Source organism: Pseudomonas sp. LBUM1655 (assembly GCF_059716085.1).
Genome location: NZ_CP166801.1, coordinates 4,539,240 through 4,564,043 on the forward strand (window position 1 = coordinate 4,539,240; position 24,804 = coordinate 4,564,043).

The 24,804-nt window shown below is 60.1% G+C and carries 25 protein-coding genes; 12 read left to right on the plus strand and 13 right to left on the minus strand.

What is annotated here, in order from left to right; all coding sequences use genetic code 11:
* The first annotated feature begins 179 nt into the window (after positions 1-179).
* The 3 genes from fabA to ACA074_RS20290 all read left to right on the plus strand — a co-directional run bounded on the left by fabA (position 180) and on the right by ACA074_RS20290 (position 2,504).
* Positions 180-695, plus strand: coding sequence for a 3-hydroxyacyl-[acyl-carrier-protein] dehydratase FabA (gene fabA, locus ACA074_RS20280; RefSeq protein ID WP_003227150.1), 516 nt, complete (start codon positions 180-182; stop codon positions 693-695).
* 11 nt (positions 696-706) lie between these two features.
* A complete protein-coding gene (gene fabB / locus ACA074_RS20285; protein ID WP_187681291.1) occupies positions 707-1,927 on the plus strand; it encodes a beta-ketoacyl-ACP synthase I in 1,221 nt (406 codons plus the stop codon).
* A gap of 388 nt (positions 1,928-2,315) precedes the next feature.
* A complete protein-coding gene (locus tag ACA074_RS20290) occupies positions 2,316-2,504 on the plus strand; it encodes a hypothetical protein (protein WP_187680916.1) in 189 nt (62 codons plus the stop codon).
* 69 nt (positions 2,505-2,573) lie between these two features.
* Here ACA074_RS20290 and ACA074_RS20295 read toward each other — a convergent pair whose 3' ends face one another.
* The 7 genes from ACA074_RS20295 to ACA074_RS20325 all read right to left on the minus strand — a co-directional run bounded on the left by ACA074_RS20295 (position 2,574) and on the right by ACA074_RS20325 (position 10,928).
* The gene (locus tag ACA074_RS20295) at positions 2,574-3,116 is read right to left on the minus strand and encodes a DUF2058 domain-containing protein (protein WP_497677669.1); all 543 of its coding nucleotides are present in this window, start codon (positions 3,114-3,116) and stop codon (positions 2,574-2,576) included.
* 25 nt (positions 3,117-3,141) lie between these two features.
* Complete coding sequence (gene mazG, locus ACA074_RS20300) at positions 3,142-3,975, minus strand: nucleoside triphosphate pyrophosphohydrolase (protein WP_489878972.1); 834 nt, start codon at positions 3,973-3,975, stop codon at positions 3,142-3,144.
* 72 nt (positions 3,976-4,047) lie between these two features.
* Complete coding sequence (relA, locus tag ACA074_RS20305) at positions 4,048-6,291, minus strand: GTP diphosphokinase (RefSeq protein WP_401271187.1); 2,244 nt, start codon at positions 6,289-6,291, stop codon at positions 4,048-4,050.
* Positions 6,292-6,392: 101 nt separating this feature from the next.
* Positions 6,393-7,769: a 23S rRNA (uracil(1939)-C(5))-methyltransferase RlmD gene (gene rlmD, locus ACA074_RS20310; RefSeq protein WP_497677670.1), complete on the minus strand. Its 1,377-nt coding sequence runs from the start codon at positions 7,767-7,769 to the stop codon at positions 6,393-6,395.
* Positions 7,769-8,671: a cysteine synthase CysM gene (gene cysM, locus ACA074_RS20315; RefSeq protein WP_187680918.1), complete on the minus strand. Its 903-nt coding sequence runs from the start codon at positions 8,669-8,671 to the stop codon at positions 7,769-7,771. Before cysM ends, rlmD begins: the two co-directional genes overlap by 1 nt.
* Before the next feature lie 81 nt (positions 8,672-8,752).
* Positions 8,753-10,219 (minus strand): sensor histidine kinase, encoded by a 1,467-nt coding sequence (locus ACA074_RS20320; protein WP_497677671.1) that lies wholly within the window; start codon positions 10,217-10,219, stop codon positions 8,753-8,755.
* The gene (locus ACA074_RS20325; RefSeq protein ID WP_401271193.1) at positions 10,206-10,928 is read right to left on the minus strand and encodes a response regulator transcription factor; all 723 of its coding nucleotides are present in this window, start codon (positions 10,926-10,928) and stop codon (positions 10,206-10,208) included. The genes ACA074_RS20320 and ACA074_RS20325 overlap by 14 nt, the downstream gene beginning before the upstream one ends.
* 219 nt (positions 10,929-11,147) lie before the next feature.
* Between ACA074_RS20325 and ACA074_RS20330 the strand changes: the two genes are divergently transcribed.
* Complete coding sequence (locus tag ACA074_RS20330) at positions 11,148-13,901, plus strand: response regulator (RefSeq protein WP_489879130.1); 2,754 nt, start codon at positions 11,148-11,150, stop codon at positions 13,899-13,901.
* A gap of 82 nt (positions 13,902-13,983) precedes the next feature.
* Positions 13,984-14,973 (plus strand): 2-hydroxyacid dehydrogenase, encoded by a 990-nt coding sequence (locus ACA074_RS20335; RefSeq protein ID WP_489878968.1) that lies wholly within the window; start codon positions 13,984-13,986, stop codon positions 14,971-14,973.
* A 3-nt stretch (positions 14,974-14,976) separates the two neighbouring features.
* Here ACA074_RS20335 and ACA074_RS20340 read toward each other — a convergent pair whose 3' ends face one another.
* On the minus strand, positions 14,977-15,429 hold the full coding sequence (locus tag ACA074_RS20340) for a hypothetical protein (protein ID WP_401271197.1): 453 nt from the start codon (positions 15,427-15,429) through the stop codon (positions 14,977-14,979).
* A 133-nt stretch (positions 15,430-15,562) separates the two neighbouring features.
* On the opposite strand from ACA074_RS20340, the gene ACA074_RS20345 reads away from it, so the two are divergent.
* Both ACA074_RS20345 and ACA074_RS20350 read left to right on the plus strand, forming a co-directional pair.
* Entirely contained in the window at positions 15,563-15,997 is a 435-nt protein-coding gene (locus ACA074_RS20345; protein ID WP_401271200.1) for a hypothetical protein, read from the plus strand.
* Positions 15,997-16,401, plus strand: coding sequence for an META domain-containing protein (locus ACA074_RS20350; protein WP_187680907.1), 405 nt, complete (start codon positions 15,997-15,999; stop codon positions 16,399-16,401). Before ACA074_RS20345 ends, ACA074_RS20350 begins: the two co-directional genes overlap by 1 nt.
* A gap of 99 nt (positions 16,402-16,500) precedes the next feature.
* On the opposite strand, the gene ACA074_RS20355 is transcribed toward ACA074_RS20350, so the two are convergent.
* Positions 16,501-16,968, minus strand: a complete 468-nt coding sequence (locus ACA074_RS20355; RefSeq protein WP_497677672.1) for a TlpA disulfide reductase family protein — start codon at positions 16,966-16,968, stop codon at positions 16,501-16,503.
* Between the two features lie 113 nt (positions 16,969-17,081).
* On the opposite strand from ACA074_RS20355, the gene arsC reads away from it, so the two are divergent.
* The 3 genes from arsC to ACA074_RS20370 are packed head-to-tail and all read left to right on the plus strand — an operon-like array spanning position 17,082 to position 18,455.
* On the plus strand, positions 17,082-17,435 hold the full coding sequence (arsC, locus tag ACA074_RS20360; RefSeq protein ID WP_497677673.1) for an arsenate reductase (glutaredoxin): 354 nt from the start codon (positions 17,082-17,084) through the stop codon (positions 17,433-17,435).
* Complete coding sequence (gene wrbA, locus ACA074_RS20365; RefSeq protein ID WP_187680904.1) at positions 17,432-18,028, plus strand: NAD(P)H:quinone oxidoreductase; 597 nt, start codon at positions 17,432-17,434, stop codon at positions 18,026-18,028. The genes arsC and wrbA overlap by 4 nt, the downstream gene beginning before the upstream one ends.
* A gap of 1 nt (position 18,029) precedes the next feature.
* Positions 18,030-18,455: a DUF2069 domain-containing protein gene (locus tag ACA074_RS20370; RefSeq protein WP_401271208.1), complete on the plus strand. Its 426-nt coding sequence runs from the start codon at positions 18,030-18,032 to the stop codon at positions 18,453-18,455.
* Positions 18,456-18,545: 90 nt separating this feature from the next.
* Here the strand turns inward: ACA074_RS20370 and ACA074_RS20375 are convergent, their stop codons facing one another.
* Together ACA074_RS20375 and ttcA are read right to left on the minus strand one after the other, a co-directional pair.
* Positions 18,546-19,220, minus strand: a complete 675-nt coding sequence (locus ACA074_RS20375) for a DNA-3-methyladenine glycosylase I (RefSeq protein WP_187680902.1) — start codon at positions 19,218-19,220, stop codon at positions 18,546-18,548.
* Between the two features lie 67 nt (positions 19,221-19,287).
* Entirely contained in the window at positions 19,288-20,112 is an 825-nt protein-coding gene (gene ttcA, locus ACA074_RS20380; protein WP_497677674.1) for a tRNA 2-thiocytidine(32) synthetase TtcA, read from the minus strand.
* 464 nt (positions 20,113-20,576) lie between these two features.
* Between ttcA and ACA074_RS20385 the strand changes: the two genes are divergently transcribed.
* Positions 20,577-21,179 (plus strand): Yip1 family protein, encoded by a 603-nt coding sequence (locus tag ACA074_RS20385; protein ID WP_007917515.1) that lies wholly within the window; start codon positions 20,577-20,579, stop codon positions 21,177-21,179.
* 148 nt (positions 21,180-21,327) lie between these two features.
* Positions 21,328-21,822, plus strand: a complete 495-nt coding sequence (locus tag ACA074_RS20390) for a SprT family zinc-dependent metalloprotease (protein ID WP_025112945.1) — start codon at positions 21,328-21,330, stop codon at positions 21,820-21,822.
* Positions 21,823-21,931: 109 nt separating this feature from the next.
* Here ACA074_RS20390 and ACA074_RS20395 read toward each other — a convergent pair whose 3' ends face one another.
* Both ACA074_RS20395 and ACA074_RS20400 read right to left on the minus strand, forming a co-directional pair.
* A complete protein-coding gene (locus ACA074_RS20395; RefSeq protein WP_497677675.1) occupies positions 21,932-23,113 on the minus strand; it encodes a CaiB/BaiF CoA transferase family protein in 1,182 nt (393 codons plus the stop codon).
* Positions 23,114-23,258: 145 nt separating this feature from the next.
* Positions 23,259-24,593, minus strand: a complete 1,335-nt coding sequence (locus ACA074_RS20400; protein ID WP_497677676.1) for a dicarboxylate/amino acid:cation symporter — start codon at positions 24,591-24,593, stop codon at positions 23,259-23,261.
* Positions 24,594-24,804 lie beyond the last annotated feature (211 nt).

A 24,804-nucleotide genomic window follows, 5' to 3' on the forward strand; every position in this document is an offset into this window, starting at 1 on the left:
AGCCTCAAAAGAGGCTTGAATAAAAATTTCAGTGCACAAGTGTACATTCATGTCCTTGGTGCTGTGACTTTCACCACAACGCAATAGTCTATGAGTAGGCTGCCGGTTCGAGGCATGAACGCTTCGAACGGTCGGGAAGATTTGCCCCACCTGCCGCATGGGATTATTGAGGAGCTCGCATGACCAAACAAAACGCCTTTACTCGGGAAGATCTGCTGCGCTGCAGTCGCGGTGAGCTGTTCGGCCCAGGTAACGCGCAACTGCCCGCCCCGAACATGCTGATGGTCGATCGCATCACTCTGATCAGTGAAGAAGGCGGCAAGTACGGCAAAGGTGAATTGGTCGCCGAACTGGATATCAACCCTGACCTGTGGTTCTTCGCTTGCCACTTCGAAGGCGATCCGGTGATGCCGGGCTGCCTGGGTCTGGATGCCATGTGGCAACTGGTCGGCTTCTTCCTGGGCTGGCAAGGCCTGCCGGGCCGCGGCCGTGCGCTGGGTTCGGGCGAAGTGAAGTTCTTCGGTCAGGTGCTGCCGACCGCCAAGAAAGTCACCTACAACATTCATATCAAACGCGTCCTCAAGGGCAAGCTGAACCTGGCCATCGCCGATGGTTCGGTGACTGTCGACGGTCGCGAAATCTACACCGCCGAAGGCCTTCGCGTCGGCGTGTTCACCTCCACTGACAACTTCTAAGGGTTATTCGCATGCGCCGCGTCGTTATCACTGGTCTGGGCATTGTTTCGTGCCTGGGCAATGACAAAGAGACCGTCTCCGCTAACCTGCGTGCAAGCCGCCCTGGCATCCGGTTCAACCCGGAATATGCCGAAATGGGTCTGCGTAGCCAGGTTTCCGGCTCCATCGACCTCAACCTTGAAGAGCTGATCGATCGCAAGATCTATCGCTTCGTCGGCCACGCAGCGGCTTACGCCTACCTGGCCATGAAAGACGCCATTGCTGACTCCGGCCTGACCGAAGAGCAAGTGTCCAACCCGCGTACCGGCCTGGTTGCCGGCTCCGGCGGTGCTTCCACGCTGAACCAGATGGAAGCGCTGGACATCCTGCGCGAGAAAGGCGTGAAGCGCGTCGGCCCATACCGCGTAACGCGGACCATGAGCAGCACCGTTTCCGCTTGCCTGGCCACGCCATTCAAGATCAAAGGCCTGAACTACTCCATCGCTTCTGCCTGCGCCACCAGTGCTCACTGCATCGGTACCGCCATGGAACAGATCCAGATGGGCAAGCAGGACATCGTTTTCGCCGGTGGCGGTGAAGAAGAGCACTGGAGCCAGTCGTTCCTGTTCGACGCAATGGGCGCTCTGTCCAGCAAGCGTAACGACACCCCGGAAAAAGCCTCCCGCGCCTACGACGCCGACCGTGACGGTTTCGTCATCGCTGGCGGTGGCGGCATGGTCGTGGTTGAAGAGCTGGAACACGCTCTGGCCCGTGGCGCGAAGATCTACGCCGAAATCGTTGGCTACGGCGCGACGTCCGATGGCTACGACATGGTTGCCCCGAGTGGCGAAGGCGCGATCCGCTGCATGCAGATGGCGATGTCCACCGTTGATACCCCGATCGACTACCTGAACACCCACGGCACTTCGACTCCGGTCGGCGACGTTGCGGAAATGAAAGGTGTGCGTGAAGTGTTCGGCGACAAGGCTCCAGCGATCAGCTCGACCAAGAGCCTGTCCGGTCACTCCCTGGGCGCCGCCGGCGTTCACGAAGCGATCTACTGCATGCTGATGATGGAAGGCAACTTCATTGCCGGTTCCGCCAACATCGACGAGCTGGACCCTGAAGTGGCCGATCTGCCGGTGCTGACCAAGACCCGCGAGAACGCCACCATCAACACCGTGATGAGCAACAGCTTCGGCTTCGGCGGCACCAACGCCACGCTGGTACTGAAGCGCTGGGAAGGCAAGTAATTCCCCTGGCTTGAGCCACACCTGAAAACGCCCCGACTGGTTCGGGGCGTTTTTTTGGTCTGCAGAAAACTCATGGCCGACACAAATCCCCCATGTAGGAGCTGCCGAAGGCTGCGATCTTTTGACTGTGATTTTTAAAAGACAAGATCAAAAGATCGCAGCCTTCGGCAGCTCCTACATGGGATTGTGTGAGGCTGAAAATGAAACTTCTGTCATGCAACTTACCGCCCTGCGACCGAATGTCGCGGATTTAGCGGCCTGCAGCACTGTTGCAAAAAACGCAACAACACCTTGCGCGAATCAGCCGTTTACTTAGCCTCCTAACAAATTCTATAACAGAGCCCTGCACACGCCTTGCTGCAGATAACTTGAGATTTGGAGCTAGCAGATGACTGTAAAAGTAACTGAACGCGACGATTCACACATGTCCCATGAAGGCGTAGCCGCCGGTATCCGGATCTGGGACGTGCATCAACAAGACCTGCTGGTCGGGATGTTCCATAACGAGAACGACGCCCACAACTACAAGGCCGAACTGGAACTGCAAGAACAGCAACGGGATTTATGTTCCGCCTGAAGCAACCACAGCATTGAAAACGACAAACCCCGCCATGAGCGGGGTTTGTCGTTGTTACAGCTTATCGATTTACCACATCAGATCATCAGGGATCTGGTAAGCCGCGTACGGATCGTCCTCGGTGCTGACTTCTTCGGTCTGCACGTTGAGCTGCACGATGCGTTGCGGGTCGCGCTCCTGGATCTTCAGGGCCGCATCACGCGGGATCACTTCGTAGCCGCCGGCATGATGGACGATCGCTAGCGAACCACTGCTGAGCTTGTTGCGCATCAGCGTGTTGACCGAGATACGCTTGACCTTCTTGTCGTCGACGAAGTTGTAGTAATCCTCGGTGGTCAGCTTCGGCAGACGCGAGACTTCGATCAACTGCTTGACCTGCGCGGCACGGGCCTTGGCCTCGGCTTTCTCTTTCTGCTGACGGTTGAGCTCCTGGTCGCGCTTGACCTTCTCGGCCATGGCTTCCTGGGCGGCGCGCTGCTGCGAGTCATCCAGCTCGATCTGACCTTTGTGGGCCAGACGCTGCTGTTTCTGCTTGTCCTTGCTGACCTGTTTGGCCTGCTTTTGGTTGACCAGGCCTGCTTTGAGCAACTGATCGCGAAGGGAAATACTCATGGTGCTTACTCACTTGGGCAGTTGCTCAGCCGCAGCTAGGCAAATTCTTTTCCTGACGTTTGGCTTCACCCCACAGGGCGTCCAACTCTTCGAGGGTGCAATCTTCTATGGGACGGTGGGTGTCGCGCAATGCCTGTTCGATAAATCGGAAACGTCTTTCGAACTTGCCGTTGGCGCCACGCAGTGCGGTTTCCGGGTCGACCTTCAAATGCCGGGCCAGATTGACCACGGAAAACAACAGATCGCCGATCTCGTCAGCCACCGCGACGGGATCGTTTTCAGACATGGCCTCGAGCACTTCGTCGAGCTCTTCGCGCACTTTGTCGAGCACCGGCAAGGCATCCGGCCAGTCGAAACCGACCTGCCCTGCACGCTTCTGCAATTTGGCCGAGCGCGACAATGCGGGCAACGTGGCAGGCACGTCGTCGAGCAGTGACAGTTGCTCGGGTGCGGCGGATTTCTCGGCACGTTCTTCGGCCTTGATTTCCTCCCAACGCTGCTTGACCTGCTCTTCGGTCAAACGCGGCACGTCCAGCGGCGCATACAGATCGCCGGTAGGGAAAACATGGGGATGACGGCGAATCAGCTTGCGGGTGATGCTGTCGATCACCCCGGCAAATTCGAAGCGCCCTTCTTCGCGAGCCAACTGGCTGTAATAGACGACCTGAAACAGCAGATCTCCCAACTCGCCCTGCAAGTGATCGAAGTCGCCGCGTTCGATGGCATCGGCCACTTCGTAGGCTTCTTCGAGAGTGTGCGGGACGATGGTCGCGTAGGTTTGTCTGATGTCCCACGGGCAACCGTATTGAGGATCGCGCAGGCGGCTCATAAGGTGGAGCAGGTCTTCGAGGCTGTACATAAAAATCTCACTCAACCCTTTGCGATCTTGATCGTTCCCACGCGGAGCATGGGAACGATCAACGATCAATCTTCAAGGGGTGCGGTTACGCCGCGTTTCGATGATGTTCGGCAACTGGGAAATCCGCCCCAGCAGCCGCCCCAGCGCATCCAGACCCGGGATCTCGATGGTCAGGGACATCAGCGCGGTGTTGTCTTCCTTGTTCGAGCGGGTGTTGACCGCCAGTACGTTGATCCGCTCGTTGAGCAGCACCTGCGAGACGTCACGCAGCAGACCGGAACGGTCGTAGGCGCGGATAACGATATCCACCGGATAGGTGAGCACCGGCACCGGGCCCCAGCTGACCTGAATGATCCGCTCCGGCTCGCGCCCGCCCAGTTGCAGCACCGAAGCGCAATCCTGACGGTGAATGCTCACGCCACGCCCCTGAGTGATGTAACCGACAATCGCATCGCCCGGCAGCGGCTGGCAGCAGCCCGCCATTTGCGTCATAAGGTTGCCGACGCCCTGGATCTGGATGTCGCCACGCTTGCCCGGTTTGTAACCGGTGGCTTTGCGCGGGATCAGTTCCAACTGTTCGTTGCCGCGTTCCGGCTCGACCAACTGCTGCGCGAGGTTGACCAGTTGCGCCAGACGCAGATCGCCGGCACCGAGTGCGGCAAACATGTCTTCGGCGGTTTTCATGTTGGCCTTGTCCGCCAACTTGTCGAAATCCACCGCTGGCAGACCGAGACGCGTCAGTTCGCGCTCGATCAGGGTTTTACCGGCGGCAACGTTCTGGTCACGGGCCTGCAACTTGAACCAGTGAACGATCTTCGCCCGCGCCCGCGACGTGGTGACGTAACCCAGGTTCGAGTTCAGCCAGTCACGACTTGGCGTGCCATGTTTGCTGGTGATGATCTCGACCTGCTCACCGGTCTGCAGGCTGTAGTTGAGCGGCACGATGCGCCCGTTGATCTTCGCGCCACGGCAGTTGTGACCGATTTCGGTGTGCACGCGGTAGGCGAAGTCCAGCGGGGTTGCGCCTTTGGGCAAGTCGATGGCGTGACCGTCGGGAGTGAAGATGTAAACCCGATCCGGCTCGATATCGACCCGCAACTGTTCAGCCAGGCCACCGATATCACCCAGCTCTTCATGCCACTCGAGCACCTGACGCAGCCAGGAGATTTTCTCTTCGTAGTGATTGGAGCCGGATTTGACGTCGGTGCCTTTGTAGCGCCAGTGCGCGCAAACGCCGAGTTCGGCTTCTTCGTGCATGGAATGGGTGCGAATCTGCACTTCCAGCACTTTGCCTTCCGGGCCGATCACGGCGGTGTGCAGCGAGCGATAGCCGTTCTCTTTGGGGTTGGCGATGTAGTCGTCGAACTCTTTCGGAATGTGCCGCCACAGGGTGTGGACGATGCCGAGCGCGGTGTAGCAGTCGCGCATTTCCGGCACCAGCACACGCACGGCGCGCACGTCGTAGATCTGGCTGAATTCCAGACCTTTGCGCTGCATTTTGCGCCAGATCGAATAGATGTGTTTGGCCCGACCGCTGATATCCGCGTCGACGCCGGTAGCCTGCAATTCATCCTTGAGCTGGGTCATCACATCGGCGATGAAACGCTCACGATCCAGCCGTCGCTCATGGAGCAGCTTGGCGATCTGTTTGTATTGATCAGGCTCAAGGTAGCGGAAGGACAAGTCCTCCAGTTCCCATTTGATATGACCGATGCCGAGCCGGTGCGCGAGCGGCGCATAGATGTCGAAGACTTCCCGGGCGACACGGTTACGTTTTTCGTCGTCGGCGGTTTTCACCGCACGAATGGCGCAGGTGCGTTCGGCCAGCTTGATCAGCGCGACGCGGACGTCATCGACCATCGCCACGAGCATCTTGCGCAGGTTTTCCACCTGCCCTTGCGTGCCCATGACCATCGACTGACGCGGACTGAGGCTGGCGCTGATGGCAGCCATGCGCTGCACGCCGTCAATCAGCTTGGCAACCACCGGGCCAAAGCGCTGGCTGATTGCCGCCAGCTCGATCTGGCCTTCGCGCACGCCGCGATACAGGACAGCGGCGACCAGCGAATCCTGATCGAGCTTGAGGTCGGCGAGAATCTCGGCGATTTCAAGGCCGGCGCTGAAACTGCCGGAGCCTTCGGCCCACAGATTCTTCTTGGCATTGGACTGTTGTTCGGCCTCGCGAGCAAACTCGCAGGCTTCTTTCAAGGCTTCGCGATCCAGTGCCAGATCGACACTGACCGCGTGATCGAGCCAAGCCTCGAGATTGATACTGCCGTCAGTGTTGATCGGCTGGTGTGCTCTCACCTGTACCATCTTGCTTTACCTTCCCTACGACGCAGATTCAATGCGTCAAATCGCTGATCTTCAACGCCCGTTTGCGCTCGCGGGGCTATTGCGAGCGCGGCACGGACAGATCAGACGGATTCAGACGAGCCATCCTGGCTCGCTTCAAATAACGCCATGGCCTCGACATGTGCCGTCTGTGGAAACATATCGAGAATCCCGGCACGTTTTAACCGGTAGCCCTGCTTTATCAATTCGACCGTATCGCGCGCCAGCGTTGCCGGGTTGCACGACACGTAAACCAGCCGCTTGGCACCCAGGGTCGCGAGCTTGCGCACCACCTCGAAAGCACCGTCACGCGGTGGGTCCAAGAGTACCGCAGAAAAGCCGTTTGCGATCCACTCGGCATCGGCCAGAGGCTGGGATAAATCGGCTTGAAAAAACTTTGTGTTATGCAAATTGTTACTAGCGGCGTTCGCAGCGGCGCGCTCGACCATGGTCTGCACGCCCTCCACTGCCACCACTTCGCGTGCGGTTTTGGCCAGCGGCAAAGCGAAGTTGCCAAGACCGCAGAACAGGTCCAGCACACGCTCGTCGCGGGTCGGTTTCAGCCAGTCCAGCGCCTGCGCGACCATTGCTTCGTTGACGCCAGCGTTGACCTGAATGAAATCCCCCGGCCGGTAAGCCAGATCCAGACCCCACTGTTCCAGGCGATAGCCCAGCGATTGCGCAGCGTCGACCGGTTGCGGCTCACCTTCACCATGCAGCCACAGTTGCGCTTCATGGAACTGGCAGAAGTCCTTGAGAATCGTCAGATCCGCCTCGGACAGCGGCGCCATGTGCCGCAGCAACACTGCCAGCGATGAACCGCTGAACAATTCCACATGGCCCAGCGCCTGAGGCTTGCTCAAACGGCGAAGCATCTCCGGCAAACGGGTCATGATCGGTTGCAAGGGCTGTACCAGCACCGGGCACTCGCTGATCGCGACAATGTCCTGACTGCCGGCGGCGCGGAAACCGACTTCGAGCGTCTTGGCTTTCATGTCCCAGCGCACAGCGATGCGGGCACGACGGCGATAGCCGAACTCGGGGCCGGTCAACGGGGCTGCCCACTCTTGCGGTTCGACACCGGCGACCTTCGATAATTGCTCGGCAAGCATGCGCTGTTTCAGGGCAAGCTGTTCGCTGTGGGGCAAATGCTGGACGCTGCAGCCGCCGCAACGGCCGGCGTGCTGACACGGCGCCGGACGGCGCAGTTCGCTGGCGGTGAATACGCGCTCGGTGCGCGCTTCGACCACTTTGCCATGGGTGCCGAGCACCCGTGCCTCGATCTCTTCACCGGCCAGGGCGCCGAGGACGAACCAGGTGCGGCCTTCGAAAAACGCGATGCCGCGACCGTCATTGGCCAGTCGCTCAATGCTCAAGCGCTGCTTTTTGCCGGTCGGGATTTGCGGGGCCTTGCTGCCGCCGGTGGGCTGGAAGCGCAGGCCTCTCTCGTGCTTGGCCATCAGTTGGGCGCGTCGAAAATGCCGGTCGACAGATAACGGTCGCCACGGTCGCAGATGATCGCGACGATCACCGCGTTTTCAACTTCTTTGGACAGGCGCAGCATCGCTGCCACCGCACCGCCCGAGGACACGCCGCAGAAGATGCCTTCTTCGCGAGCCAGACGCCGGGTGACGTCCTCGGCTTCGCTTTGTGCCATGTCGACGATGCGGTCGACGCGGTCGGCCTGATAAATCTTCGGCAGGTATTCCTGCGGCCAGCGGCGAATGCCGGGAATGGCCGAGCCTTCCATCGGTTGCAGACCGACGATCTGCACGGTGTCGCTCTGCTCTTTCAAGTAGCGCGAAACGCCCATGATGGTGCCGGTGGTGCCCATGGAGCTGACGAAATGGGTGATGGTGCCCTGGGTCTGGCGCCAGATTTCCGGGCCGGTGCTGGTGTAATGCGCTTCAGGGTTGTCGCCATTGGCGAACTGATCGAGCACCTTGCCACGGCCTTCGGCTTCCATCCGTTGGGCGAGATCGCGAGCGCCTTCCATGCCCTCTTCCTGACTGACCAGAATCAGCTCGGCACCGTAAGCGGTCATTGCCGCCTTGCGCTCTGCGCTGGAGTTGTCCGGCATGATCAGGATCATCTTGTAACCCTTGATCGCGGCAGCCATCGCCAGGGCGATCCCGGTGTTGCCCGAGGTCGCTTCGATCAAGGTGTCGCCAGCGTGGATCTGCCCGCGCAACTCGGCACGGGTGATCATCGACAGCGCCGGACGGTCCTTGACCGAACCCGCCGGGTTATTCCCTTCGAGCTTGAGCAATAGGGTGTTGCTGGTGGCACCGGGCAGGCGCTGCAAACGCACCAGCGGAGTGTTGCCGACGCAATCGGCGATGGTTGGGTACTGCAGGGTCATGGCGTATTCGCAATCCAGACGTGCGGGGGCGCCTATCATACCGGCAAACCCGCGCAGGCCATATCACGCAAAGTGCGGTGCTTATGGTTTATGGGAATAAGCAGCAAAAGTCTCACCAGCGGTGAGACTTTTGAGTTGAGGCGATGCGACTGGCCTCATCGCTGGCAAGCCAGCGATCGTGTCGGGACTGACAGCGCTGTCATCAGCAAGCAGTCGCAAATTGAGCCGCAACCCCGCCCCGCTGTTGTCCGCCCACAACATCCCGCCCTGGCGCTGCACCGCATTTCGGGCAATGCTCAACCCCAACCCGAACCCGCCATCCCCCGGCCGCGAGCCGTCCAGTCGAGTGAATGGCGAAAATATCCGCTCCAGGTCCCCGTCAGCCACCCCGCCGCCCTGATCTTCCAGCCACAGATGCCAGTAATCGCCCTCCCGCCGTCCATCCAGCCGCACGATCCCGCCCACCGGCGAATGACGAATGGCATTGCGCACAATGTTCTCCAGCGCCTGCGCCAGGGTGTTGAGATTACCGCGCACCCAGCACGACGAGTCGACCGCGCACTGCAATTGCAAACTCGGCCAACCGCTTTCGTAGCAGGCGTTTTCGGTGAGCATTTCCCACAGGGCCTGAATCTGGATTGCTTCGTCGGGGAGTGGCGAGCGGTCGGTATCGAGCCAGGCCAGTTGCAGGGTGTCTTCGACCAGCCGTTGCATGCCGTCGACCTCGCGACCGATGCGCTCGCGCAATTGCACAAGCCCCTGCTCACTTTCACTGGCCACGCGCAATCGGCTCAGTGGCGTGCGCAGTTCATGGGAGAGGTCGCGCAACAATTGCTGCTGCAGCGCGACGGTGCTTTGCAGGCGTTCGGACATCGAGTCGAACGCCCGGGCCAGTTCACCGAGTTCGTCCGGTCGCTGAGTGATGCCACTCGACAAGCGCACATTCAGTTGATCGGCGCGCCACGCATTTGCCTGCTCACGCAAGTTGTTCAGCGGCACCACCAGCAAGCGATACAGGCCGACGCACAGCAACAGGGTGAATAGACCGGGAATCACGCCGTTGGTAATCACCCGCCAGAACACTCGATACTTGCCCGGCAAGAAGCGCTCGGGCAATTCGATCACCAGACTGCCGGCGGCCGGTTCCTCGGGAAACGGGATACGCAGCCATGGCCGACCTTGTTTGTGAATCGGCCAATCGAGCCCACGCAAAAAAGTCAGGCGCTGGACTTCCTGCTCGTTCAGCGGCTCATTGCTCAGCGACTGCAAATTACCGCCAATCACACCGACCCAAGCGGCCTCGCGCAATTCCATGCTCTGCAACCAGCTATCGACGCCGTCACGCTGACCGCGCTGCCACGCCCGCTCGGCTTCAGCGGCATAACGTGTGAGGGTGCCGCGAGCTTCATCGGAGAGGAACTGGTTGCGTTTCTCCATATACCGGCCCCACGACCAGCTCAGCCAGATCATCAGCAGACAGAACGCCACCAGCAGACAGGCGAGTTTCCAGAACAGCGAATGGCGCCCGGGCAATTCAGACACTTTCATCAGCGCCACTCAGCACGTAACCCTTGCCCCACACCGTGCGCACCTCGCGCTCGGTGTAACCAATGGCCTTGAGTTTGCGGCGGATCTGGCTGATGTGCATGTCGAGACTGCGATCATGGGCCGCATAACCGCGTTGCAGGACGTGCTGATAAAGGAAGGCCTTGCTCAGCACTTCTTCATCGTTGCGATTGAGGGTTTCCAGCAGACGGTATTCGCTGCGGGTCAAGCCGGCCGCTTGCTCACGGAAAAAAACGTCGCATTGCTCATCGTCGAAATGCAGTGTGCCTGTCGCCACTGGCACGGCGATGGCAGCCGGGCGGCGGTCGAGTGCCACCCGGCGCAGGATCGCTTCGATGCGCACATGCAGCTCGGCCATGCTGAACGGCTTGGGCAAATAATCGTCGGCGCCCAAACGAAAACCGCTGATGCGATCCGCCTCGGCACCGAGCGCCGACATCAGCAGCACCGGCGTCGAATGGCTCTGCCGCAATTGCGTCAGTACGTTCAGACCGTCCAGGCCCGGCAGCAGAATATCCATCAACACCACGTCGAAAGGCTGGCGTTTGGCGATGCTCAAGCCTTCCTGACCGTTCTGGCACCAGGTCACCTGAAAGCCGCTGCGGCCCAGATGTTCATGAACATAGGCACCGAGGATCGGATCGTCCTCAATGGAAAGTATGCGTGGCTGGCCAACGGAAACAGGAGTCATGAGTATCTGCAAGTCATTCTCAGTTGAGCGCGATTATTCAAGATTGCCAGGCATCGGGCAACTCATGGTTGAGCGGCCGGACGAACGCGCGTCTGCACAAGGACCGACAACGTCACCATTTTTCCGGAGATTGCCTGCGAGCAAATCGCTACACTGCGCCCATGTCGCGTGCCGGATGCACGCATGAGTCAACAGATCAGCGGGATGCAGGAGATAGGCGTGCTCAAGAAACTGGGAATCAAAGGTCGCGTGTTGTTGCTGACCTTGTTGCCGACCAGCCTGATGGCGCTGGTGCTGGGTGGTTATTTCACCTGGACGCAGCAGGCCGACTTGCAGAGCCAATTGATGCAGCGCGGCGAGATGATCGCCGAGCAACTGGCGCCGCTGGTGGCGCCCGCGATGGGCCATGGCAACAGCGAACTGCTTGAGCGCATTGCCACCCAGTCCCTCGAACAACCGGACATGCGCGCGGTGACTTTCCTTGCGCCGGATCGCACGCCGCTGGCCCACGCCGGCCCGACCATGCTCAATCAGGCGCCCAGCGGTGACAGCGCGCACCTGCAACGGCGCAGCGGCAATGACGCGACCCGTTATCTGATGCCGGTCTTCGGCAAGCATCGCAACCTCGCCGGCGAACTGATCCCCGAAGAGTCCGAGCGCCTGCTCGGCTGGGTCGAACTGGAGCTGTCGCACAACGGCATGCTGCTGCGCGGTTATCGCAGCCTGTTCGCCAGCCTGTTGCTGATCGCCGCCGGCCTGGCCGGTGCCGCGCTGCTCGCTTTGCGCATGGGCCGCACGATCAATCGGCCGCTGGGCCAGATCAAGCAGGCCGTCGCGCAACTCAAGGACGGTCATCTGGAAACCCGCCTGCCGCCGCTCGGCAGTCAGGAGCTGGATGAACTGGCATCGGGCATCAACCGCATGGCCGGTACCTTGCAGAACGCCCGCGAAGAATTGCAGCACAGCGTCGATCAGGCCACCGAAGATGTGCGCCAGAATCTGGAAACCATCGAAATCCAGAACATCGAGCTGGATCTGGCCCGTAAAGAGGCGCTGGAGGCGAGCCGGATCAAATCCGAGTTCCTCGCCAACATGAGCCACGAGATCCGCACGCCGCTCAATGGCATTCTCGGCTTCACCCATCTGTTGCAAAAAAGCGAACTGACCCCGCGCCAGCTCGACTATCTCGGCACCATTGAAAAGTCCGCCGACAGCCTGCTCGGGATCATCAACGAGATCCTCGACTTCTCGAAAATCGAAGCCGGCAAACTGGTGCTCGACCACATCCCGTTCAACCTGCGCGACTTGCTGCAAGACACCTTGACCATTCTCGCCCCCGCCGCTCACGCCAAGCAGCTTGAGCTGGTCAGTCTGGTCTATCGCGATACGCCGCTGTCGCTGGTCGGTGACCCGCTGCGCTTGAAGCAGATCCTCACCAACCTGGTCAGCAACGCGATCAAGTTCACCCGCGAAGGCACTATCGTTGCCCGGGCGATGCTCGAAGAAGAACACGAAGACAGCGTGCAACTGCGCATCAGTATTCAGGACACCGGCATTGGCCTGTCGAATCAGGACGTGCGTGCGTTGTTCCAGGCCTTCAGTCAGGCCGACAACTCGTTGTCGCGCCAGCCCGGCGGCACCGGTCTGGGGCTGGTGATTTCCAAGCGTCTGATCGAACAGATGGGCGGCGAGATCGGCGTCGACAGCACACCGGGCGAAGGCTCGGAATTCTGGATCAGCCTGAGCCTGCCGAAAACCCGCGACGACGCCGAAGACCTGCCTTCGGCGCCACTGCTCGGACGTCGGGTGGCGGTACTGGAAAACCACGAACTGGCGCGTCAGGCCTTGCAGCATCAGTTGGAAGACTGTGGCCTCATTGTCACGCCGTTCAATACACTGGAAACCCTGACCAATGGCGTCACTGGCGCGCACCAGACCGATCAGGCGATTGATCTGGCGGTCATCGGCATCACCAGCAACGACATGCTCCCGGAGCGCCTGAACCAGCACATCTGGGATCTCGAACACCTCGGCTGCAAAGTGCTGGTGCTGTGCCCGACCACCGAGCAGACGCTGTTCCATTTGTCGGTACCCAATCCCCACAGCCAGTTGCAGGCCAAACCTGCCTGCACGCGCAAACTGCGCCGCGCGCTGTCGGATCTGGCCAACCCGCGCCAACCACGCAACGAACCCGGCGAACCCCTGTCGAGTCGCGCGCCGAAAGTGCTGTGCGTCGACGACAACCCGGCCAACCTTTTGCTGGTGCAGACCCTGCTCGAAGACATGGGCGCCAAAGTGCTTGCCGTGGAAAGCGGATATGCGGCGGTGAAAGCTGTGCAGACCGAGTCCTTCGATCTGGTGCTGATGGATGTGCAGATGCCGGGCATGGACGGCCGCCAGAGCACCGAAACCATCCGCCAGTGGGAGAGCGAGCGGCATTGCACGCCGCTGCCGATCGTCGCCCTCACCGCCCACGCCATGGCCAACGAAAAACGTGCGCTGCTGCAAAGCGGCATGGACGACTACCTGACCAAACCGATCAGCGAGCGGCAGCTGGCGCAAGTCGTGCTGAAGTGGACCGGCCTGGCCCTGCGCAATCAGGCACCGGAGCGGGTCAGCGACAGCGCGGCGGGCAGCAACGAATTGCCGGTGCTCGATCACGAGGAAGGCTTGCGTCTGGCTGCCGGTAAAGCGGATCTGGCAGCAGACATGCTGGCGATGTTGCTGGCTTCGCTGGAAGCCGACCGCGAAGCCATTCGCAGCGCCCGCGACAGCCACGACCAGAATGCCCTGATTGAACGTGTGCATCGCTTGCACGGCGCCACGCGTTACTGCGGCGTGCCGCAATTGCGTGCGGCCTGTCAGCGCAGTGAAACCCTGCTCAAACAGGAAGATCCGAAAGCGTCGACAGCGCTGGATGAGCTGGAGCGGGCAATCAACCGCCTCGCCGCGCAGGCGAAGATCAGCGCCTGACCCAGCGCAATGCCGGCCAACGCCGATCCGGCTACAGTGGACTCGGGTGATGCCACCCGAGTCCATGTTCAAGGAGGATGTCATGCGTACGATCGTTTTCAGTAGCCAGACCTACGACCGAGACAGTTTCCTCGGCGCCGATTGCCCTGCCAGTCTCGAACTGCACTTTCAATCGGCCCGGCTCAGTCTCGACACCGCGGCACTGGCCGACCAACACGAAGTGGTCTGCGCCTTTATCAATGACGACCTCAGTGCTGCGGTGCTGGAACGTCTGGCCGCCGGCGGCACGCGATTGATCGCCTTGCGTTCGGCCGGTTACAACCATGTCGATCTACTCGCCGCGAAACGCCTGGGACTGGCCGTGGTGCGTGTCCCGGCTTACTCACCCCATGCCGTTGCCGAACATGCTGTCGCGCTGATTCTCGCCCTCAACCGTCGCTTGCACCGCGCCTACAACCGCACCCGTGAGGGCGATTTCACGCTGCACGGGCTGACCGGTTTCGATCTGGTGGGCAAAACTGTCGGCATCGTCGGCACCGGGCAGATCGGCGCCACATTCGCGAAAATCATGCACGGTTTCGGCTGTGAGTTGCTGGCATACGACCCGTATCCGAATCCCGACGTTCTGGCATTGGGCGCGCGTTATCTGAGCCTGCCGGAATTGCTCGCGCAGTCGCGAATCATCAGCCTGCACTGCCCGCTCAACGCGCAGAGCAAACACCTGATCAACCGCGATTCACTGGCGCACCTGCAAGCGGGTGCCATGCTCATTAACACCGGTCGCGGCGGACTGGTCGATACGCCAGCACTGATCGACGCTTTGAAGGACGGTCAGCTCGGCTATCTGGGGCTGGATGTGTATGAAGAAGAGGCGCAGCTGTTTTTCGAGGATCGTTCCGACCTTCCATTGCAGGACGACGTGCTGGCGCGTTTGCTGACCTTTCCCAACGTGATAATCACCGCGCACCAGGCCTTTCTGACCCACGAGGCGCTGGGCGCGATTGCCGCGACCACCCTGCACAACATCGCGACCTGGGCGGCGGGGTCGCCGCAGAACCAAGTCGAGGGTTGACGCTTATTTCGGCGACAGCGAGGACGCCAGAATCAATAGCGCCAGCCAGCCGAAGCCGAACAAACGCTGCTTCGCCGAGTGACCACTGCGCAGCAGAAACCAGACGAACACCATCGGCAGCAGAAACACCATGATCTTCAGCCAGCCTTCCACCGGACGGCTGCCATCTTCATTGATTTGCGGCGCAACCGTTTCGGCCTGTTGCCGACGCCGACGCCCCGCTGCGGCCGGCATGACTTTCGGTAAAGGCTCTGGCGCGTGAGGGACAACCGCCTCGGGCACAGCCCGGTTGCGCGGCAGACTGCCGAAGGAAATCGTCGACGCCTGAGCCGGTGCCGCTGCTGCCTGCGCTTGTGCGTGGGCCGGCTGCTCCGCCATCGGAGCTCCACAATGAATACACGCTTGGGCTTCGGAGCTGATGCTCCGCTTGCATTCATAACATTCGATCAGCGCCATGTTCCGTTCCTTCAGAGTCGAGGGCGGCAGTTTGCCATGTGCGCCGGTCGATTTGAACCGGATCGAAGGTCGCAAGCGCACATCATTCTGCAACGTGGCCCGTGCTAGCATGTCGCGCATATTTGGAGGACCCATGGTCGAACACGATTTCCGCTACAACCTGATGAACCCGCAACACACCCTCACCGAATGCCGCGCCCTCGTTCCGGGCCGCTATCAGGTCACCGGCAACGGTGGCTCGATCCGCATCGGTGACGCCCTGTTGGTCACCCTCAAAGGCAGCAAGGACTTGTCCATGCGCCTGACCGTCGAAACCGTCCGCCACCTGATCAATCCGCCGGGCCAATGGACCGCGATGACCACAGGCCCGGTGTTCGGCGAACTGGCCATTCATACCTGGCAGGTCAACTGCGACAGCTGCGCCAAAGAGCTCAGCTTTGAATTCGCCGTGGACGCCAAACTGGGTAAAAACGCAGAAAAACCGGCCGCCACTGCGCGCATCGCCGAGCTGGGCTGGAAAGCCGTTGGCGACAAGCACCTGTGCCCGAAATGCCAGGAGCCTGCGTGATGAAACGCCTTGCCCTGACCGTTCTGGTCGGTGTTGGCCTGGCGGGTTGCGCCGCAGAGCCTGTGCAACTGCAACAGAACCGCAGCTACATTCTGGAGTGGATCGGCGAGCGGCCATTGATGGATTACAGCCATCTGACCGTGACCCTTGGCGATGATGGTCGCGCCTATGGCAACGGCGGCTGCAACCATTGGTTCGCGCCGTACACGCTGGATGGCGACAAGCTGACTTTCGGCAAAATCGGCAAGACCCGCAAGCTGTGCGCGCCGGCGTTGATGGAGCAGGAAGAACGCTTCCTGCAAGCGCTGGAAGGCGTGCAGCGCTGGGACATCTCGCCGATCGAGCAGATGCGCTTCTGGCCGGCCCAAGGCAAGCCTTTGCGGTGGTGGCTGGAAGAGGGTTGATCATTCAGCCACAAAAAAGATCGCAGCCTTCGGCAGCGCCTACAAGGTGTACTCAATCCATGTAGGAACTGCCGAAGGCTGCGATCTTTTTTTCATGACCTACTGGGTCGACTGCAACGCCTGTAGCTTCGCCATCACTCCCGCCGCCGTCTGCTCGCCCAACAACTGTTCCCGCACCTTGCCCTTGTTGTCGATGATGTACGTCACCGGCAAGGCCTCACTGCGCGGCAAGTCGAACAGCTCCGCCGGATCCTGCGCCAGCACGGTGAACTTGATGCCCAGTTTCTCGCTGGCGCTCTTCAGTTCTTCACCCTGCACGTTGTCGAAGTTGACCCCGAACACACCGACGTTTTTGCTCTTGAGCTCATCGGCCAGATGATTGAGTTCCGGGATCTCGGTCCGGCACGGTCCACACCATTCAGCCCAGTAATTGAGCACCACCCATTGTTTGTCGAGGCGCTCGGACGCAACCTTCTGACCGTTCTGGTCAATGCCATAGTCGTTGCCGCAGCCCCCCAGCATCAACGCCCCGATTATCGTCAATGCTGCTGCCAATCGCCGTGTCATGTCGTGTTCCTTGTGAAAATTTGAATGCGCCTGCGACCCATCGCCTCTGAAGGTTCTGGATTGCGCGCTGCACAGTTAGAATAGCCGCCACTTTACGCCAGAAGCGACCCGCCATGACCGATCTGACGCTTTATCACAATCCGCGCTGCTCGAAATCCCGCGGCGCACTGGAACTGCTTGAAGCCCGCGGCCTGACCCCGACCATTGTGCGCTACCTCGAAACCCCGCTGGATGCCGCGCAAATCAAGGCCCTGCTTGGCAAACTCGGGATCACTGCGCGACAACTGCTGCGCACCGGGGAAGATGAATACAAAACCCTGAACCTGGCAGACGCCAGTCTCACCGAGAAACAATTGGTCGAAGCGATCGCGGCCCATCCCAAGCTGATGGAGCGTCCGATTCTTGAAGTCGGCGACAGAGCCGTCATTGGCCGTCCACCTGAGCAGATCCTGGAGTTGCTGCCGTGAGCGCGCCGTACATTCTCGTTCTGTATTACAGCCGCAACGGCTCGACCAACGAGATGGCGCGGCAGATCGCTCGCGGCGTTGAGCAGGCAGGCATGGAAGCGCGTCTGCGCACCGTGCCGGCGATCTCCACCGAGTGCGAAGCGGTGTCCCCGGACATCCCGGACGAAGGCGCGCTCTACGCAACCCTCGATGATCTGAAAAACTGCGCCGGTCTGGCGCTGGGCAGTCCGACCCGCTTCGGCAACATGGCCGCGCCGCTCAAATACTTCCTCGACGGCACCAGCAACCTGTGGCTGACCGGGGCGCTGGTCGGCAAACCGGCCGGGGTGTTCACCTCCACCGCCAGCCTGCATGGCGGCCAGGAAACCACCCTGCTATCGATGATGCTGCCGCTGCTGCACCACGGCATGCTGATCACCGGCCTGCCTTACAGTGAGTCGGCGCTGCTGGAAACCCAGGGCGGCGGTACGCCTTACGGTGCCAGCCATCACGCCGGGGCGGATGGCAAAAGCGGTCTCGATCAGCACGAAGTGGCGCTGTGCCGAGCGCTTGGCCTGCGTCTGGCCAAGACTGCACAGAAACTGGAGGGCTGACGTGGCGAAGAAGCCGAAAGTCCTGCCCTCCGTCGAGTGGCTTGAGCCGCGGGTAAAAGCGATGCGGGTGCTCAGCCTGCTGAGCTTTTTTGCCCTGGCCGGATTGCTCGCCGCTTACTACCTGATATTCGCCGACCTGCATGGCGCGCGACCGTGGGTGATTCTGCTGGTCGAACTGATCCCGTGGCTCGTCCTCGCCCCGGCGATGATCATGGGCAGTGCCCGCGGTCATTCGTGGATGTGTTTTGTGGTGAATCTGTACTTCATCAAAGGCGCACTGGCGGCGTATGACCCGAACCGACACTGGTTTGGTGTGCTGGAGATGCTCGCGAGTTTGGCGGTGTTCTGCTCGGCGCTGCTGTATGTGCGGTGGCGGTACCAGTTGAATCGCAAGTTGGCAGGTGAAGGCGAGATCAGCGTCACCTGATCTGACGCCTTCGCGAGCAGGCTCGCTCCCACATTTGAAATGTATTCCCCCTGTGGGAGCGAGCCTGCTCGCGAATGGGGCGACGCGGTCTCAGTGATTGACGGTGTAGGCCAGCATCATCGAAATCTGGCTCATCGGCCGCCCGCCACTCTCCTCATGCCACTGGTTGAACACGTTCTGCACAATCGCCAGATCGCGCAAACTGGTCGGCGCCTTGTCAACGATCTTCTGCGCATTCAGCGCAGCGACCACGTCGTAGCTCGGTACAAACGTATCCTTGCCGACCATGCGCAAAAACCGTGGCGCCGACAGCCCGCCCAATTGATGGCCGTGCTTTTTCAGGTACGTCCACAGGCCGACGATATCGGTCACCGGCCAGTCGGCGATCAACGCGCCGAAACTGCCCTTCTCTTTCTCCACATCCAGAATGAACTGCGCATTGCGCGGCACACTCTTGAGCTTGCCCAGATGACGAATAATCCGCGCATCCTGCATCAGCCGCTCAAGATGTTCGGCACTCATCAGTACGACTTTTTCCGGATCGAACTTGAAGAACACTTCTTCGAAGGCCGGCCACTTGGCGTCCACCAGACTGTGCTTGAGCCCGGCGCGAAACACACGCAGGGCCATGGTCGAGAGGTAACGGTCGTCGCTGATCCTGCGCAGTTGTGCCGGGGTCTTGGGAACGGGCAGATGGGCTTCCAGTTCAGCCGCTGAACCAAAGCGGTTCAGACAGTATTCGTGCAGCCACTTGTAATCGCGCATGCCCTCTCCTTGAAATGAAAATAAAAACGGCGCCCGCAAGCGCCGTAAGTCAGAGCTGCCGAAACCGTCAGAGGTTCACGACATTGACGAAGCGCGACGCCGCGGTTTCGTCGATCTTGAGGCTGGTGAAGTCGAACAGGTTGCGGTCGGCCAGTTGCGACGGCACCACGTTCTGCAGGCTGCGGAAGATGCTTTCGGTACGGCCCGGGGTCTTGCGGTCCCAGTCCTGGAGCATTTCCTTGACCACCTGACGCTGCAAGTTTTCCTGCGAGCCGCAGAGGTTGCACGGGATGATCGGGAATTCCTTCAAGTCAGAGTAAGCCTGAATGTCTTTCTCGTTGCAGTACGCCAGCGGACGGATCACCACGTTGCGGCCATCATCGGCGCGCAGCTTCGGCGGCATCGCCTTGAGGCTGCCGTTGAAAAACATGTTGAGGAAGAACGTCTCGACGATGTCGTCGCGATGATGACCGAGGGCCATTTTGGTCGCGCCGATTTCGTCGGCAAAGGTGTACAGCGTGCCGCGACGCAGACGCGAGCACAGCGAGCACGTGGTCTTGCCTTCCGGAATCAGCTCCTTGACCACCGAGTAGGTGTCTTTCTCGACGATGTGGTACTCGATGCCCAGCGTTTTGAGGTAGGCCGGCAGCACGTGCTCGGGGAAGCCCGGCTGCTTCTGGTCCATGTTCACGGCGACGATCTCGAACTTGATCGGTGCAACCTTCTGCAGGTGCATCAGCACGTCGAGCATGGTGTAGCTGTCCTTGCCCCCGGACAGGCAGACCATGACCTTGTCGCCGTCTTCGATCATGTTGAAGTCGGCAACAGCTTCGCCGGCCAGGCGGCGCAGGCGCTTTTGCAGTTTGTTCTGGTTGACCGAAAGAGTGCCCATGACGCGAAATCCGTGAGGTGTGACGAAAGGCGGGCATTTTACGCAAAAACGTCGTGGGGGCGAAGGGCCGCGGGTCTGTCCCATTCTTCCGAGGTCTGCATTGCCCTCTGTGGCGAGGGGATTTATCCCCGATCGGCTGCGCAGCAGTCGTCAAGCCATCCAACGGGAAGTATCGGGAAAATAGAGTTCTGAGGTTTTGGGGCTCCTCCGCACCCCATCGGGAATAAATCCCCTCACCACAAATGTATTTCAAAGATAAAACAGAGCTGATGCCAAGACCCTGCGGCGATTAAGCCCAGCGTTTACAGCGCGATTTGCTCTAAGCCCCTAGTGCCTGTGCGGTTAAGACCTTTCTATACTGCGACATAAGGTCGCATACATCTGAAGACCTGAATTTGCTCGGCCTCATTGGCCCGAAAGCGCTCCGCTGGGGGGCGACGGCAATAACAAGAGGAGTGACTGGCATGATCCATCACGTAGTGGGACTTTTTACCCACCCCGATCAGGAATGGAAGGAAATCCGTGGCGACCAAGAGGAAAGCATCAGCCACATGTATCTCACGCACACGCTGATTCTGGCGGCAATCCCGGCCGTGTCGGCCTTCATCGGCACCACGCAGGTCGGCTGGGTGATCGGCAACCGCGCGCCGGTCATGCTCACCGTTGAAAGCGCCATCTGGATGACGGTCATGTCGTACCTGGCAATGCTCGGCGGTGTCGCGGTCATGGGCGCCTTTGTGCACTGGATGGCCCGCACTTATGACGCCAACCCGAGCCTGGCCCGTTGCGTGGCGTTTGCCACGTACACCGCGACACCGTTGTTTGTCGGCGGGCTGGCAGCGCTATATCCGCACATGTGGCTGGGGATGATCGTCGGCACGGCCGCCATCTGCTACACCGTGTATCTACTGTATGTCGGGTTGCCGACCTTCATGAATATTCCGTCAGATGAAGGCTTTCTGTTTTCCAGCTCAGTGCTGGCGGTGGGTCTGGTGGTGCTGGTGGCCATCATGGCGTTCACCGTGATCGTCTGGGGACTGGGCGTGGGGCCCGTCTATACCAACTAGCGCAATGACTCACCGAGAAAAACAAGATCTGCCAATACAGGCCGCCGCAAGGCGGCCTTCTCGTGTGGAGGATGACCATTCGGCAGTTCAGCGATTCGCAAGTCCTGAGGGTTGCGGCATACTCGACGCCTCTGGAGATCCATCAAGCATGCCCGAGCAACTCAATACCCGCGTCGAAGACTGTTACCAACTCGCTGAATCCTTTTTCAAACGTCATTTCCAACGCCCTGTGGTGAGTCTCAAGCTGCGCGGGCAAAAAGCCGGGGTCGCGCATCTGCACGAGAACCTGCTGCGCTTCAACCCGCAGCTGTACCGGGAAAACACCGAACACTTCCTCAAGCAGACCGTGGCCCATGAAGTCGCGCACCTGATCGCCCATCAGTTGTTCGGCGACCGCATCCAGCCCCACGGCGAGGAGTGGCAACTGATCATGCGCGGCGTTTACGAACTGCCGCCGGATCGCTGCCACACCTACGCAATCAAACGCCGCAGCGTGACGCGCTACATCTACAAGTGCCCATGCGCGGACAGTGATTTCCCGTTTTCGGCGCAGCGCCATAGCCTGGTCAGGCAGGGGCGGCGGTATTTGTGTCGCCGCTGCCGGAATACCTTGGTGTTCAGTGGTGAGATGCGGGTGGAATAATTGAGGTTTGTGTCCTTCACATTGACCTCTTCGCGAGCAGGCTCGCTCCCACCCTGGAATTCAGTCACCTGTGGGAGCGAGCCTGCTCGCGAAAGGGCAGGTACAGACACTAGAGAATGACCTTGGCTCGGCGCAGTTCAGCAATCCGCTCAGCACTAAACCCCAACTCCCCCAACACCTGATCCGTATGCTGCCCCAACCCCGCCCCGACATGCCGGGGAGCAGGCAAATCCTCGGAAAACTTCAACGGACAAGCAATCTGCGCCTGCATCGTCCCATCCCCCCGCGGCACCTGCGTCACCAGCTCCCGCGCCTGCAATTGCGGATGTTTCACTGCCTCGCTCAGACTCAACACCGGCTCGACACACGCATCAATCCCGGCAAACAACGCACACAGCTCTGCAAAGTCATGCTTCTCGAACTCGACCTTCAACGCCTCCTTCAGCGCCTGCTGTTGCTCCGGTTTGGGTGACAAGCCTTGCGCCGCCAACTCAGGCCGGCCCAGCGCCGCACACAATGGCTGCATGAATCCCGGCTCAAGACTGCCCACCGACATCCAGCGCCCATCGCGAGATCGGTAGTAGTCATAAAAACTGCCGCCATTGAGCATCTGGTCTTCCCAGCCCGGCTCCTCACCACAGGCCAGATACCCGGCGCCGGCCATGGCGTTCAGGCTGAACGCGCAATCAGTCATGCTCACATCCAGATGCGTGCCCTGCCCGCTCTGCTGGCGAGCAATCACCGCCGCCAGCAAGCCGATCACCCCGTGCAGCGAACCGCCAGCGACATCCGCCACCTGCATGCCCAGCGGCAGCGGCCCGCTGTCAGCCCGGCCGGTGTAGCTGGCGAGCCCGGCCAGCGCCAGATAATTGATGTCGTGACCGGCGCGATCCTTGTACGGGCCGGTCTGGCCGTAACCGGTGATCGACACGTAAATCAGCTTCGGGTTGATTGCTTTCAGAGCCTCATAACCCAGGCCCAGGCGCTCCATCACGCCGGGGCGAAACTGCTCCAGGACGATGTCGTAATCGGCGAGCAGTTGCTTGACCACTTCAAGTGCTTCTGGCTGTTTCAGATCCAGCGCCAGACTGCGCTTGTTGCGGTTGAGATACGCGTGACTGGCCGACATTCCCTGATCATGTGGCGGCAACACCCGCAGCAGATCCAGGCGCGTCGGCGATTCGATGCGCAGCACCTCGGCGCCCATGTCCGCCAACAGCAGCGAGGCGAACGGCCCCGGCAACAGGGTCGAGAAATCCAGAATCTTGAGTGAGGCCAGCGGTGCGGACATGGGCGAACTCCTTGTGCGATGCACCCAGCCTAGGCAGCGATGGCGCTTACAGCAATCACCGGATCCATCAGGCGAAGTGACCGTTGCGCTCAAATCCCGGGCAAGAAAAAACCCGCCGAAGCGGGTTTTTTCTTTCAAGCGATGCTTACTTCACATTGCTCGGGGTTGGGCCTTCAGCCACACCCAGGTCGTCTTCTTCACGCTCATCAGAGATACCGCGACCGCCAGAAGCCAGTTCGGCTTGCAGTACATCGGTGTCCAGCTCTTTCACCCACTTGGCAACAACGATGGTCGCAACGGCGTTACCCACCAGGTTGGTCAGCGCGCGGGCTTCGGACATGAAGCGGTCGATACCCAGGATCAGCGCCAGACCGGCCACCGGCAAGTGACCTACGGCCGACAGGGTGGCCGCCAGCACGATGAAGCCCGAACCGGTGACACCGGCAGCGCCTTTGGAGGACAGCAGCAGCACCAGCAGCAGGGTGATCTGGTGAGTGATGTCCATTTGGGTGTCGGTCGCCTGAGCGATAAACACAGCCGCCATGGTCAGGTAGATCGAGGTACCGTCGAGGTTGAACGAGTAACCGGTCGGAATCACCAGACCGACTACCGATTTCTTCGCACCCAGACGCTCCATCTTGATCAGCATGCGCGGCAGTGCCGATTCAGAGGACGAAGTGCCCAGTACGATCAGCAGCTCTTCGCGGATGTAGCGAATCAGTTTCAAAACACTGAAACCGTGCGCGCGGCAGATCCCACCCAACACCACCAACACAAACAGCACGCAGGTGATGTAGAAGCAGATCATCAACTGACCCAACTGCACCAGCGAGCCGACACCGTAGGCACCGATGGTGAACGCCATGGCACCGAACGCACCGAGTGGCGCCAGTTTCATGATCATGTTGATGATGTTGAACATCACGTGGGCGAAGCGATCGATCATGTCCAGCAGCGGTCGGCCGTAGGAGCCCAGGCGATGCAAGGCATAACCGAAGATCACCGAGAACATCAGCACTTGCAGGATATCGCCCGTGGCGAATGCACCGACAATGGTGTTCGGGATCACGTTAAGCAGGAAGCCGACAATGCTCTGGTCTTTACTGGCCGTCACATAAGTGGCGATTTTCGAAGCGTCCAGGGTGGTCACGTCGATGTGCATGCCGGCGCCCGGTTGCACGACGTTGACCACGACCAGACCGATCAGCAAGGCGATGGTGGAAACGATTTCGAAGTACAGCAGCGCGTAGCCGCCAGTCTTGCCCACCGATTTCATGTTCTGCATGCCGGCGATGCCGCTGACAACGGTACAGAAAATGATCGGGGCGATGACCATTTTGATCAGTTTGATGAACCCGTCACCCAGCGGCTTGAGGGCCACACCGGTCTGTGGGTAGAAGTGACCGAGCAGAATGCCGATGGCGATTGCAACGATCACCTGGAAGTACAGGGATTTGTAGAGTGGCTGACGAGTCGTCATTGCAAATTTCCTCAAGAGTCCCACGGGGCAACATCCATCTGTTGTCCGCGAAACCTTAAATTGCGAACCCTCCTGCACTGGAGGGATTTGTTGTTGGAACGGCGCTTTCTCCTGAGGGATAAACGCACGCTTCTGTCGCTCTTATCGCAAACCTCGTGCCACATTGGTGCAATTCACTGCCAGCCTTTTGATATCAGGTACTACAGGTTCA

Bases quoted from the DNA above. Each gene is read 5' to 3' on its own strand.
- fabA (WP_003227150.1), top strand. From the start codon at position 180: ATGACCAAACAAAACGCCTTTACTCGGGAAGATCTGCTGCGCTGCAGT.
- fabB (WP_187681291.1), top strand. From the start codon at position 707: ATGCGCCGCGTCGTTATCACTGGTCTGGGCATTGTTTCGTGCCTGGGC.
- ACA074_RS20290 (WP_187680916.1), top strand. From the start codon at position 2,316: ATGACTGTAAAAGTAACTGAACGCGACGATTCACACATGTCCCATGAA.
- ACA074_RS20295 (WP_497677669.1), bottom strand. From the start codon at position 3,116: ATGAGTATTTCCCTTCGCGATCAGTTGCTCAAAGCAGGCCTGGTCAAC.
- mazG (WP_489878972.1), bottom strand. From the start codon at position 3,975: ATGTACAGCCTCGAAGACCTGCTCCACCTTATGAGCCGCCTGCGCGAT.
- relA (WP_401271187.1), bottom strand. From the start codon at position 6,291: ATGGTACAGGTGAGAGCACACCAGCCGATCAACACTGACGGCAGTATC.
- rlmD (WP_497677670.1), bottom strand. From the start codon at position 7,769: ATGGCCAAGCACGAGAGAGGCCTGCGCTTCCAGCCCACCGGCGGCAGC.
- cysM (WP_187680918.1), bottom strand. From the start codon at position 8,671: ATGACCCTGCAGTACCCAACCATCGCCGATTGCGTCGGCAACACTCCG.
- ACA074_RS20320 (WP_497677671.1), bottom strand. From the start codon at position 10,219: ATGAAAGTGTCTGAATTGCCCGGGCGCCATTCGCTGTTCTGGAAACTC.
- ACA074_RS20325 (WP_401271193.1), bottom strand. From the start codon at position 10,928: ATGACTCCTGTTTCCGTTGGCCAGCCACGCATACTTTCCATTGAGGAC.
- ACA074_RS20335 (WP_489878968.1), top strand. From the start codon at position 13,984: ATGCGTACGATCGTTTTCAGTAGCCAGACCTACGACCGAGACAGTTTC.
- ACA074_RS20340 (WP_401271197.1), bottom strand. From the start codon at position 15,429: ATGGCGCTGATCGAATGTTATGAATGCAAGCGGAGCATCAGCTCCGAA.
- ACA074_RS20345 (WP_401271200.1), top strand. From the start codon at position 15,563: ATGGTCGAACACGATTTCCGCTACAACCTGATGAACCCGCAACACACC.
- ACA074_RS20350 (WP_187680907.1), top strand. From the start codon at position 15,997: ATGAAACGCCTTGCCCTGACCGTTCTGGTCGGTGTTGGCCTGGCGGGT.
- ACA074_RS20355 (WP_497677672.1), bottom strand. From the start codon at position 16,968: ATGACACGGCGATTGGCAGCAGCATTGACGATAATCGGGGCGTTGATG.
- arsC (WP_497677673.1), top strand. From the start codon at position 17,082: ATGACCGATCTGACGCTTTATCACAATCCGCGCTGCTCGAAATCCCGC.
- ACA074_RS20375 (WP_187680902.1), bottom strand. From the start codon at position 19,220: ATGCGCGATTACAAGTGGCTGCACGAATACTGTCTGAACCGCTTTGGT.
- ttcA (WP_497677674.1), bottom strand. From the start codon at position 20,112: ATGGGCACTCTTTCGGTCAACCAGAACAAACTGCAAAAGCGCCTGCGC.
- ACA074_RS20385 (WP_007917515.1), top strand. From the start codon at position 20,577: ATGATCCATCACGTAGTGGGACTTTTTACCCACCCCGATCAGGAATGG.
- ACA074_RS20390 (WP_025112945.1), top strand. From the start codon at position 21,328: ATGCCCGAGCAACTCAATACCCGCGTCGAAGACTGTTACCAACTCGCT.
- ACA074_RS20395 (WP_497677675.1), bottom strand. From the start codon at position 23,113: ATGTCCGCACCGCTGGCCTCACTCAAGATTCTGGATTTCTCGACCCTG.
- ACA074_RS20400 (WP_497677676.1), bottom strand. From the start codon at position 24,593: ATGACGACTCGTCAGCCACTCTACAAATCCCTGTACTTCCAGGTGATC.